We start from the raw sequence: 13,058 nt of genomic DNA on the forward strand, positions 1-13,058 counted from the left end.
TTATCAAGCCCATTTCTTCTAGTTTGTAAGAGCAGGAATGGGTATTGATGATTACACCTCTTTTTTATAAACCTTTCTGGCATCAGCCAACGAAATATAACCATTTTTCACATCACTGATCACTTGTTGTAAGGGCCGTTCTTCAGGATTGCCATACCCCCCTCCAGTTGCGGTAGCCAACTCTACAACATCGCCTTTATTAAATTGCAAGTTTTTCAGAATTCCCGTAGGCCCTACTTTTGTGCCATCCTTTCTCATTACTTTAATGTAGCTTTTCTCTCCCTCTTTACCGCCATTCACACCCCAAGGAGCATATTGATGCCTTCCAAAACTGATGGATAGTCTTTGCCCATCACTTAAAGCCCTGTATGTCCGAATCACACCTGAACCGCCAATAAATTTTCCAGCTCCTCCGCCATCACATCTTAAGGCGTATTGTTCTACTAGAACACCATATCTGGCTTCGGCAACTTCAATTGGGATGTTATACGTTTCTCCATCCCCCATACAAAATTGCCCTCTTTGTCCATCATGGTCATGAGCCGCACCCCAGCCGCCAACCGATGGTTCCACTAATAAGAACGGTTCCTCTGTTTCAGGATGTATGCCGCTTATTAATACCGAGGAAACAGATAGCAAGTGCCCGGCCGGCAACTGCTCCGGAATATACGGGGCCATCGCCTTCCATATTAAGTCCGCGCCCCCCAATCTGCCCTCAAAGTTCATCGAAACGGGGGCAGGTCTTTCGGCGGAAATAATGGAACCTTTATCCGTTATAATCTTTAGAGGGTGAAAAATACCTTCATTTATATTTTTCGTTGGATGAATAATCGCCAAGTACATCACTCTTACACTTGCCATCAAGCCATAATAAGAGCAATTCACCGGAGACTGAACTTGTTTATGGCTGCCTCTAAAATCACATATAAATTCATCATCCGTGATGGTCACTTTTACCTGAATAGGATATGGACCTCCAGTATTGGGATCATCCTCTATAAAATCGGACGCTTCGAAAGTTCCTTTTGGCAATTTTGCCAATGCCTGTTTTGATAATATTTCTCCTTGCCGCAGCAAAAAGTTGATGGATTGAATAACGGCTTTCTTTCTGTATTTTTGACAAAGCTCTTCAAATCTTTTCCTGCCCGTTCGCAATGCGGCAATTTGCGCCCACATATCACCTAATGATTGTTTGGGCAAACGAACATTTTGCTCAATAATACTGACAACCGCCTTGTTTACTTTTCCGCCTTCAAATAATTTAACACCCGGCAACTGAAGGCCTTCTTGATAAATTTCGATAGAATCATTCGTAAAAGACCCCGGGTCCTTTCCACCCACTTCTGTCCAATGGCCCTTGTTCACTGAAAAAGCAACAATCTCATTTTCGAAGAAGATGGGCATGACCAAACCTACATCTGATAAATGAGAGCCCCCTCCCACATAAGGATCATTGATAATAATTACATCACCATCTTGCAAGTCTTTTCCATCATCATAAAGTGTCAAGACATGCTGCACCATCGGACTTAGCATACCGATAAAACTGGTTACCCCATTGCCTTGGCTGATCAAATTTCCTTTGGCGTCTGTTAAACCACACGCATAATCCAAAGCTTCATAAAACATGGGGCTCATAGATGTTTTTGCCAACGCGATAAACATCTCATCCCCGATAGATAATAACGAATCTTTGATCACTTCAAGCAAAAATGGGCTTGGGCTTTCAATCTTTTCGGAAAACATGTTCATACCCCCGTTTCAATGATTAAGTTGCCGTACTTATCAACCGCTAACGTTTGGCCGGGATACAGTACTGTCGATGTTTGTTTCTCTTCTATAATGGCGGGACCTTGTATCACGGTATCTGTTCCTAAATATTCCCTGGCATACACTTTCGTTAGGAGCCAGCCCTCCTGTTCAAAATAAACACCCCGCACCTCTAAAATGGGGTTTTGCCGTTTTGAAGCCGCATCTATTTCTCGCGGGCTGATTTTATCCACTTGTCCAAAACCCGTCACATGAATATTGACGATTTCCGTATCGGTATCAGGCAATTTAAACGTATAATGTTGTTCGTGTAATTCATGAAACTTCTCGATGATTTCCTGGCGATTTTCGTTTGACCAGTCACCATTAGGAACAGGAACTTTGACCGAGTGTTCCTGGCCGGCATATCTCATATCCAAATATCTTGTGAACAAAATGCTGCCGGCTTCCATTCCCTCTTCCATAAACTCTTCAGCAGCCACTGATTCTATCTTTTTCCACTTGTGATTCAGTTTCTGTAAATCCAACTGTTCAAAAGGCTCCACATAAGTCTGGATATAATCGCGTCTCAGGTCTGTTTGCAGCATGCCCCAAGCTGAAAAAACAGCAGACGAAACCGGAATGATTACTTTTTTAACCCCTAATTCTCTCCCTAAAACAGCGGCATGCATGGACCCTCCGCCGCCATATGCAATCATGACAAATTCAGATGGATCATAACCCTTCCGGACAGATATTAACCGTAAAGCGTTCAACATATTGGAATTGGCAATTTGGATAATACCTAATGCCCCTTCCTCTGTTGACACTTGGAACGGTGCAGATACTTGTTCCTTCATCACTTGCTTTACTTTTTCCATATCCACATCGTAATCGAAGTTTTTGGGCGATAATCTTCCGGTAACCAAATGGGCGTCTGTTGTAGTAGGCGATTCTCCTCCCAAGCCGTAAGCAACCGGTCCGGGATAAGCGCCTGCTGACTGCGGCCCCACCTGCAAAGAGCCTAAATCGTCAATCCAGGCAATGGAGCCGCCGCCATTGCCGATTTCGACTATATCAACCACTGGCGCTTTTATCGGGTAGCCGGCGTTCGTATCTGTCTTTTCAATATAATAATCGGTCGTAATTTTCACTTCAGATTGGTGAATTAAGGAACATTTTGCGGTAGTCCCGCCAATATCAAATGCAATCATATTCTTTTCTCCTATCAATTCACCCAACACTTTCGCACCGTAAATCCCAGCGACAGGCCCCGACTCTACCATTTGAATCGGGTCATTTTTGGCATGTTCAAAAGTCGTGGACCCGCCATTAGATTGCATAATATACTTCGTTCCATCAATATGAATATTTTCAAGTTCCATTTTCAGGTTATTAATATACTCCGTTGCAATCGGCTTTACATAAGAATTCAATACTGTTGTATTCGTTCTCTCGTATTCACGCCATTCTTTTGATACTTCAAATGAAGCGGTTACATATACTTCAGGCCAATGCTTTTGAATGTACGCTTTCGCCATTTGTTCATGTATAGGGTTTTTATAAGAATGCAAGAAAACAATCGCAATGGCTTCAACGCCTTCTTGTCGAAAATATTCTATAGCTCTTTTTAAATCGCTTTCATGTAATTCAACTAAAACCTCGCCTTTGAAATTCAATCTTTCCGCCACTTCAAGCCGCAAATGCCTTTCAACAAAAGGCTTCGGTTTTTTATATTTGAAATTATAGAGATCAGGCCTGTTTCCCCTCGCTATTTCTAAAACATCTCTCATCCCTTGGGTCGTAATTAATCCTACTTTTACGCCCTTTCGTTCTGTCAACGTGTTGATGACGACTGTAGAACCATGAATGAACATGTCAATTTCACCGGGAGAAATCCCGCTCTTTTGTATGGCATTTAATATGCCCCTTTCGTACCTTCCGGGGGTGGTGTGATCTTTGGCAATGCCAAACTCGCCATTTTTTTTGATATAGACTAAATCTGTAAATGTTCCTCCGATATCTGTTGCAACTCTCATGTTATGCACCCCTCATAAAGTGTACCGATAATAGAACCAGTGGTTCTAAATTTAACTTTGTGTTATTCATTATAATACCAATTCAGAATAATGCAAGAGGTAAAATAAAATGAAACTTCATTCAGCTACTGAATGTTAATTGAACCAATCGGGCATTTAGCTGCCGTTTTCTCACACTTAGACCTTCTTTTGTATCAACTCACGTCTTGAAGTGGTGTATAGGGCACCTTACATGCGGGATAAAAAAGATAAATATGGTAATAGAAAATTCTTGTTGAATTTTATAAAACAATGCGAAATCTGCGAAAGTTGCATAAATGAAAAGCACAAAGAGTGGCACCAACATTTACGTGCATGGGATATGTAATGGATAATTACGCGCCAGTCTTTTTCAAAAGGGAAGCATAGTAGTGAATATGACGGAAGCCATTCATTAGATTCGCCTAGTAAAATCAGGATAATCGTCTAAGCTGGTAAACTGCCCAATGCGACTGGAGGCAGACATGAAGTATTTAAAAGGCATTCCGCCGACTTTGTGGAATCAAGAAAGAAGAGGAGGTGAAGATGACATTTTATAAAAAAGAGACTTTTCCCTTCACGACACGGGTATTGATTCTGTTGAAAACGTTCCTTTATGCGGCGTGGACCAGACCATCCTGATTCAGGCAGATGACCCAACCAAACCTGTTTTGTTGTTCATTCATGGGGGATCGTCCATGCCAGTTCCGAGAGTTGCGTCCCGCGTCCGGGTTGATGTGATCACCCTGGCAAAAGAACTCGTATTAGTTTTTGGGGATCAACGAGGGGCAGGTAAATCTTATCATCAATCCATTCCACCTGAATCTATAAGAGTGGCAAAGGGCTTTAACAAACATAGTTTGTATATCAGTTTGAGTGATGAGGAGTAACTGGGTAAATTGGAAATTACCTGCCCTTTATTTTGAGAAGAGGCAAGCTAGATACATTTTATCTTGCCCATCTTAAATGAACGTTTAATGAACGTACTATTAAAAAACTGGAACTACTATCAGAAAGCACCCATGTAATCTTCGATATTAATAAGAAATTAAAAAAACTGATTTTTCCATCCGGGAATCATCAGCTTTTACAACTTTTTATGATTATGAAAAGAAATATTTTCTCGCCGATTCTTGATATGCGCTTTACCAACATAGAGAAATGCGGCTATTAGCAATAGAGACAGGGAAAGAAATCCGAATGTAATGACGACCTTTTTAAAGCCAATCATATCGAGTAATAGACCTATTGTCACCAGCGATATTTGTAGTACAGTTCTTTCAATCATCGACTTAAATGCAAAAAAACGACCATGGAACTCATTGTCAATCGTTTCTTGGCATAGAGTATTAAAAATAGGGTTAAAGATCCCATAAGAAAGACCAAATAAGGCAAACGCGATAATTGGAAATAAAAATATATGAGAAAATGAAAGGAAAAATTGAACAATGACAATAAAAAAACTTACAACCAACATACTATATATACGATTTTTATGTTTAATTTTCTTACTTATAAAAGTACTAGAAAGAATGAGAGAAACTCCTTCAACAGCATATAATATTCCCTTCATAGAAGGGTTGTTTTGAATAGTACTTATTTGAACGACAAATAAATTAAAACCCGCAATAAAAATAATCGGGATGATAGATAAATAGAGCATCATTTTAACATCGAATGTTTTTGATATTACTGAAAATATCTCTTTGAATTCAACCTTTTTCTTTTTCTCCCTTTTAAAGCCAGTATCTTCGACTTTTAATAAAAATGTGATGATGAAAACAAATAAGAAAGCTACAAATGAAACAGCATAGAGGAAATGTAATGAAGCAAAAGCCAATAAAATTCCCCCCATCGTTGCTCCAAAAATTCTTGACAGCGTTACAATATTCAAGTTCAGTGAATTAGCTATAAGCAAATCTTTCTCTTCAGTTATTTCAACAATAATAGCTTGCAACGCGGGCTCAAAAAAAGAAGCTGAACAGCTTACACCAATACTATAGGCTAACATCCACCAAACTGATTCGGTCATTAAGGCAATGAACATAAACCCAACAGACATTATTCTCATTATACCGACAGTTAATAAAATTTGTTTTTTAGCTACACCATCAATGAGTCTGCCAGCATATGGACCAATTAATACACTACATACACTGCCTGCCACCAAAAATATAGATTGTAAAAGATGTGATTCCACATTTCTTTGTAAAAATTGCAGATTTCCTATCAGTCCAATCCATAATGCCAATTGGAATAGTAATTGACTCGTCAGTACTATTACTAAATTTCTGTTTTTAAATATGTTTGTTTTAAAATTCATTACATCCTTCCTTTACAAACCTTAGCTTAAGATCAAATGCTAGAGACTCATTTGATCTATATCTAATCCCTTGATTTCACTTTATTTTTAATTCCTCTTCGACATATCGCTCAGTTAAGTGACCTGAAAAAAATATCCTGGCCCAAATGGTTTGAAAACAGACACTTATATCATCCAATATGGTTATTATCTTACTTTTTTTTAATTTTCGTAAAGTTATTATCCTTAAGAAAATGAAAACGAATCTTTTAGACTATTTTAGTTTTGGATTAGCGTGTTGCAATATGGTTTACGGTTTACTTTTTCAAAAGTGGGACAAAACGATATAAAGTGAAACTTCATTCAGCTACTGAATGTTAATTGAACCAATCGGGCTTTTAGGTGCCGTTTTCTCACACTTGGACCTTTTGTATCAACTCAGGTCTTAAAGTGGTGTATAGGGCACCTTACATGCGGGATAAAAATGAATAAACCGCATGAAATCAAATGTAAAAATCTTGATTTCACGCGGCTCTATTTTCACTGTTGTACAAATATCTTCGTTTTCAACTGATTATGTCCAAGTCGTTTTCGAATAATATTTCGATGATTGATCATTCAACCTTGTTCATCTACGATGCTTTTCGCCTCCGGAAGTAGAGCACTCCACCAATGAGTAACATCATAATGCCCAGTGCCAGCCAGTTATAAATTGATGTGGCGGTATTTGGAAGCTTGCTCGATTCTGTATGATCCGCTTCACTTTGTTTCGTTGTACCCGCTTGTTTGCCATTTGCGTCTTTGGCTGATTTTTCACCTTCAGGACGCTTTGATTCTTCTTCTGGCTTTTTAGGCTCTGTTCCTGGTTTTGAAGAATCTTCTTCAGGTTGCTCTATTGGATCTCGTGGTTCTTCTCCCGGTTTATCGGGCTTCTGCTCTGTTTCCCCAGGTTTCTCCCCTGTTCCAGGTTGCTCAGGTTTTTCCTCTGGATCTGTTGGTTTCTCCCCTTCTCCCGGCTGCTCAGGTTTTTCTTCCGGGTCTGTTGGATTTTCTCCCTCTCCTGGCTGTTCAGGTTTTTCCTCCGGATCTGTTGGATTTTCTCCCTCTCCCGGCTGCTCAGGTTTTTCCTCTGGATCTGTTGGATTTTCTCCCTCTCCCGGCTGTTTGGTTAACGTATGGGAATCAATTAATTCATTGTCAGTTGTATAGGCTTCAATTTTTATTTCATTTTTATTGACTGCTAAAGAAGTGTATACTTGCTTGTTTTCCGCATAAAGCACGTCTACATAATCATGCTTTTCTCCAGGATAAAATTTAGGTCCTGCTGATCCGCCAATAATATAAGATGTGCCTGTTCCATCTTTCTGCGGCTTGCCATCCTTCATTGGGTAACTCCGCATATATGCATGGTCATGTCCTGTTAAAACTAAATCCACATTCAATCCTTCTAAAACGGGAGCGAAAGTCTCAATGGTTGCGTCCGTTCCTCTCTTTGGGTTGCTTTTATATGGCGGACGGTGGAATACAGCAATATTCCAAAGCTTATCTGAGTCTGCTATTTCTTCTTTGATCCACTCTTGTTGTTCTTCCATATCTTTAATACCGAACTCGGAATTCAACATAATAAATCGTACATTCCCGTAATCAAACGAGTAGACAAAGTTTTCCTTGCCTTTAGGTCCATTTTTAGGATAAGGGAATAATGTTTTGTACGTATTTTCTCCATCTCCATACACATCATGATTCCCCATTACTGACATGAATGGTACTTTACGAACCAATCCTTCGGACGCTGTTAAAAAATCATTCCATTGCGCTAATTTATTGCCTTCTTCTACAATATCCCCGCCATGAATAGCAAACTTGGCATCAGGATATTTTTCTAGAGCTGATTCATATAGCTTTGTCCATAATGAAAAACCAGCTTGGTCGTATGCTTGTGTATCCGCGAAAAGCAAGAAACGAAATGGATCGTCGTCCGCGGCATTTTCTGTTGTAAATGTACTTACTTCACTCCAGCCTTCAGCGGTTCCATCTCCCACTCTATATTGATACGTGGTACCCGGGGTTAATTTGGTTGCTTCTGCATAATGTTGCATAAACTCGCCAATTTCATCAGAAACGAATGTTTTGTTTCCTTTAAATCGAAGTACATGTTCACTATCGAAACCTGCTTTATCTGTTTTGGCAACTACTTCTAAAACAGAAGTATCAACGGCAGTATTTGTCCGCCATGTTACATGCTGGGTTGTTTTCGGGTCATTCGTCCAAGTTAACGTGATCTTCTCAGGTACAGGTGTTCCAAGCTGTGGAAGAACTTTAAATGAAAATACCTGGCTAACTAACTTCCCTTTGCTCGCTTGTAATTTTAATGGAATCTGGGCCAATGTAAGCAAGTCTGTTTTACTTTCTCCATTTACATCTGTAGGATTCAAAAGAGAACTCCATTCTACTTCCTCTACATCATCCTTTGGCACATGAAAATAACGTTGTTGGCCATCCGGCATATAAATCCGATAAAAATCAAAGCCTTTGTATGGAGTCTTAGCGACAGGAATATATGTCCCTGCTTCCACTGGCTGGAAAGGCTCCCCAGCTACTCCGCTTCCGCCTTTATAAATATGTGTTGATTTTTTTACTTGAATGAGCTTCTGATCTCCTAAAATATCGACTTTAGCCCCTTCAACCGGCTTTCCTTCCTGATCTACCACTTTAAAGGTACTTGGTGTATGAAGAGATTTACCTTCCACACTAAGTGTCAACGGTTGTGAAATCTTATTTTTATACGCTTTTGCATAAAACGGAATGGTACCTATTGCTTCATCCACATACGTTTGTGTGCCATTGGCAAGCGCAATCTCGAAGTCTCCAGACGCATCAATTCCTACATCGAACTTGAGTGTAGCAAGAACCTCATTGTCGGAAAGAGCCACATCTTCTAGGTTGTCCCATTCTAAAGTGATTTCTCCAGTCTCTTCATTAACACTGTTTTGTACAACAGATTGTTGTAACTTTTCCGGAATAATAGCTTTTGGCTTTTCTCCCTCTTCACTATGAAACTGTAACAAATTGCTGTCATATGTCAGAACCATCTTCGTCCCGCTCAATGCTTTAGCATGTTGCATCGTTACTTGCACTTCAAAGCTCGAACCAGCATAGATTTTCTCCGGTCCTTTCCAGGCAAATGCGGGACCACCATTAGAAACATAAAATTCCCAGCTTAGAAACTTATGGTTTCCTGCTTGATCAAACACTTCGATTCTGGCACGGTTTAACCCTTCAGCGAGTGCCTTTTCGGGTTTATAGGAAACTACACCTGTTTTCGCATCATATGCAACAGACACTGGCTCGCCATTAACTGTTAAAAAAATCTTTTTCGGATCAATGCCTGAACCATTTTCATCGCTGACCACAGCAGTAATTTCAGGCTTATTGGAATAGGCGATTTCACCGTCTGCCGGTTTAACATTTGCAATGGTTGGATTTGTTACATCTTCATCTGTATCCTCATATACCGCACGAATTTGATCAATATATATACTTCCGGCTGATTTGGACTGATCACTAGTTGCCATATAACGAATCGCTTGGCTGCTCATTGTATAAGGTGCTTGCCAATTATCCGGAATTGACGCTTCTACATATTTCCAACCTTCCCATGTTACGCCATTAGGATAGCTATCCGTATAGTCGATATTAAAATTTTCGCCATTAGCATCGGTGAGCTGTTGTCTTAACCAATGTTTGTGACCATCACCATAAACCCACATACCGATTTTCTTTGGTTTTCCCGGTATTTTGATTTTTTCTCCTAAAGACGCATAAATGCCTGATGTGCCTTGCGTGTTTAAAAAGTCATAATCCAATTTTAAAGCTTGTTTGCCAAACCTTACCACTTCATTTGATATACCAATATTGACTTTATTGTGCCTGGCTCCGCTGACAGTCCAACTTCCCAGCCCTTGTTCAAAATCTTCCAAGACAATATAGGGCTTATCAACTGTTTCTTCCGCCACCTTTTCCGCTTTGGCAGGATCTGATGTATTCAACTGCTTATTCTGATTATGTATATCTTCTTCGCTTTCCTTATTATGTTTAACTTCTTCGCTTTCCTTTTTGTTAGGAGTAATTACTTCGGCTTGTTCCTTTTTATTTTCTTCTGTATGAGGTACCGCTTCTTGTTTTGGTTGTTGCTTTTCTATACCAACAGGCGCCTCTTTACCAGCTTCCGGTTGACCTTCTACAGATAGGTCTTTTTCCTCAAGTATTTCTTCCTTATTTTGTTGTTGATCAACTTGTTCTTCCGTTTGAGTTGCTTGAGGTGGGTTTTCCATGCTCTCCAACTGATCAGCCTCAGCATAAACCCATCGTACATTACTTCCTATTTGTGTAAATACAATTAAGAAAATAATTGTAAATATAAATAATTTCTTTTTCATAGAAAAATTCTCCCCCCAGTGCGATAATGGTTATACTTTGTCAATAATCGACAGTATTTAACATACCATCACAAGGGTAATGATTTGTTAAGCTACTATAAAGTTCATGTAAAAGTTTCGTTTATCCAACTAACCCTATATACCTGCCTCAAGTATTCTCATAAATTGGCAAATGATTTAAAGCCATTACCAAAGTCACAAATGAAGAGAATTAACTAGGGGGAGGGGAATATGTCGAAAAAAGAGGAGAATTTTAGGCCATAATATGGGAGTCTTTCAAAAAGGCAGAGTGTTATTCAGATGACGGGAGTACTTTTATAAAGTAGAGAGTATTAGCCTGATGACGAGAGTACTTCAAAAAAGAACAGACCATTCCTTCAGATGACGGGAGTACTTTTATAAAGTGGAGAGTATTGGCCTGATGACGAGAGTATTTCATAAAGTAGCGAGTATCCCAGAGTTAGCAAGAAATATTTTTAGATGATCAGGTAACATCTCCTGCAACATTACTCATCACCTTCGTAGGCGTAGTTGTAGACAGATTGATCAGCCCCAGAAAAATGCTCAAATGATACGCTGTAGACAACGCCGCTCCTGGTGATGACCATATACGATATATATTAGATTCGTAAAAAATTGATATATTCGGAAAATATTACAAAAAGAGGGCTTATCCCCTCTCCTTGGTATTACCAAGTTTTCACACTCACACACCGAACTGATATATAAGTGACTTCCAAATCATTCAATATTCAATTTTACCCAAAATATAAGCAGCTACCAAACCAATGATAAAAGTCAAAATACTAACGAATGTTAATGTCAGATTTGCAGGCCATCCAGGAAAAATAACGAAAAACGATCCAATAACCATCCCGATGATAACTGCAAAAGTACTTATTCGATAATGAGTTAAAAAATAATGAATCACTTTACTCATTATGATAATTCCCAGGGCAATTCCAGCTCCAGTGACAGCAATGATATCAAGCTTAAAATTGCTAATAGCGCCAATTACAGTCGGATAGACACCAATTACCAATAATATAAATGAACCGCTGATCCCCGGTAGAATCATAGCAGAACTGCCGATGAATCCGGAAACAAATAACAGAAAATATGTTGCAAAAGTCATATTCTCTATCACGGCTCCTTCACTTTCGTTTAAAAAAGCGAGTGAAGCGATTAAAATGGCGCCGATGACCAACAGGACGTATTGCTGTGCTTTAAATGTACTCTTTGCACGTGCTTGGCGAAACAAAAAAGGTAAAACGCCCAATATTAAACCAAGAAAAAAGAAGTAAGTCGGTCCTGGATGCGTATGAAGCAGCCATTCCATAAGCCGACTTAACGAAAAAATGGAAAGAACAATACCTAACCCGAGAGGAATTAAAAAGCTTAATTGTTTTTTCCAACCTTTTGAAAATACTCCATTAATCGCTTCTATAAGCCGATCATAAATTCCTAATAGAACGGCAATCGTTCCGCCACTCACGCCTGGGATCACATCACTTGCTCCCATCACTATACCCCGATAAATATTTTTCCATTCCATGTTTGAAACTCCCTTATTTATATTTAGATTAAGATTTACCTCACATGAAAAATGTTCCAGAAAGATCCAATGGACATGTAGTAAAATACGCGAGTGTCCAGCATAGATAAGAAGATAGCGCAGACTCCAATAGTCAACATGATTGTCTTAATAAGGTGCACGGACATGTTTTTAAAGGGATTCCCTGAATTGGTTGCTTCCCTCTTGGCACCTTCTTCGCCACCACCTTGTTTCATCAAGTCATCCAATTATGTTCTTATCTTCATCACTCTGTTCCAATTGATTGCCATATCTAGTCCATCACCCTAATTTAACTACAAGCTATTTATGCGAATATGATTAATATAAATTAATGCAACTGTAATTGCAATTCAGTAGCAAAAATGAAACCCAAGTGGATCACTTCGAAAATTCAATCCAACTTGATTTTTCAAAAGTAAATTATATCTACTTTTCCTTTATATCTCTGAAACTAACTGTTTTTTTCCTTGTCACGAATGGCCCCCTAAAATAAATTTTTTCACCTATTCTCAAAATTTGATAGCCGAATAGCTTTACACTTTAGAAGGGATTCAGATAGACAGATTTTTTCATGTTCTGCCCATGCTATAGAACAAACTGGCTAATATTGGTAAAAGGAGAGTATGATCATGCGTAAGATCTCCACTTGACTAACGTGCGCTCATCCTCCCGTATCTCTCATATTGTTCTTCGTCCAGCTTATCCATTAGGTGGGGGTCGAATAATGGGTCTTCGTCGAATAGAATCAATAAATTTCGACTCTCTAATTTTTTTGGTAGCTTTCCCTCCGCATTCGTTTTCCCTTAAGTATTTGATTCATTAAAAAAATAAAATGATTTTCAGGAGGCTGAGACACAACCAAATCAGCTGATGAAAAAAACGAACCATAAAGTGAAACTTCATTCAGTAGGGCTCCTACTGAATGTTAGTTGAAC

6 protein-coding genes are annotated in these 13,058 nt (G+C 39.1%); 1 reads left to right on the forward strand and 5 read right to left on the reverse strand.

What is annotated here, in order from left to right:
* Window positions 1-51 precede the first annotated feature (51 nt).
* Window positions 52-1,752 (reverse strand): hydantoinase B/oxoprolinase family protein, encoded by a 1,701-nt coding sequence (locus tag MHB50_RS17390; protein ID WP_340084314.1) that lies wholly within the window; start codon window positions 1,750-1,752, stop codon window positions 52-54.
* Complete coding sequence (locus MHB50_RS17395; RefSeq protein WP_340084315.1) at window positions 1,749-3,788, reverse strand: hydantoinase/oxoprolinase family protein; 2,040 nt, start codon at window positions 3,786-3,788, stop codon at window positions 1,749-1,751. Before MHB50_RS17395 ends, MHB50_RS17390 begins: the two co-directional genes overlap by 4 nt.
* A 716-nt stretch (window positions 3,789-4,504) precedes the next feature.
* Between MHB50_RS17395 and MHB50_RS17400 the strand changes: the two genes are divergently transcribed.
* The gene (locus MHB50_RS17400; protein ID WP_339164950.1) at window positions 4,505-4,696 is read left to right on the forward strand and encodes a hypothetical protein; all 192 of its coding nucleotides are present in this window, start codon (window positions 4,505-4,507) and stop codon (window positions 4,694-4,696) included.
* 197 nt (window positions 4,697-4,893) lie between these two features.
* Here the strand turns inward: MHB50_RS17400 and MHB50_RS17405 are convergent, their stop codons facing one another.
* The 3 genes from MHB50_RS17405 to MHB50_RS17415 all read right to left on the reverse strand — a co-directional run bounded on the left by MHB50_RS17405 (window position 4,894) and on the right by MHB50_RS17415 (window position 12,102).
* A complete protein-coding gene (locus MHB50_RS17405) occupies window positions 4,894-6,129 on the reverse strand; it encodes an MFS transporter (protein WP_340084316.1) in 1,236 nt (411 codons plus the stop codon).
* 611 nt (window positions 6,130-6,740) lie between these two features.
* A complete protein-coding gene (locus MHB50_RS17410; protein WP_340084317.1) occupies window positions 6,741-10,547 on the reverse strand; it encodes a metallophosphoesterase in 3,807 nt (1,268 codons plus the stop codon).
* A 745-nt stretch (window positions 10,548-11,292) separates the two neighbouring features.
* Window positions 11,293-12,102, reverse strand: a complete 810-nt coding sequence (locus MHB50_RS17415) for a DUF368 domain-containing protein (protein WP_339164955.1) — start codon at window positions 12,100-12,102, stop codon at window positions 11,293-11,295.
* Window positions 12,103-13,058 lie beyond the last annotated feature (956 nt).

The sequence above is a fragment of the Siminovitchia sp. FSL H7-0308 genome, assembly GCF_037980985.1.
Classification (GTDB): Bacteria; Bacillota; Bacilli; order Bacillales; family Bacillaceae_C; genus Siminovitchia; species Siminovitchia thermophila.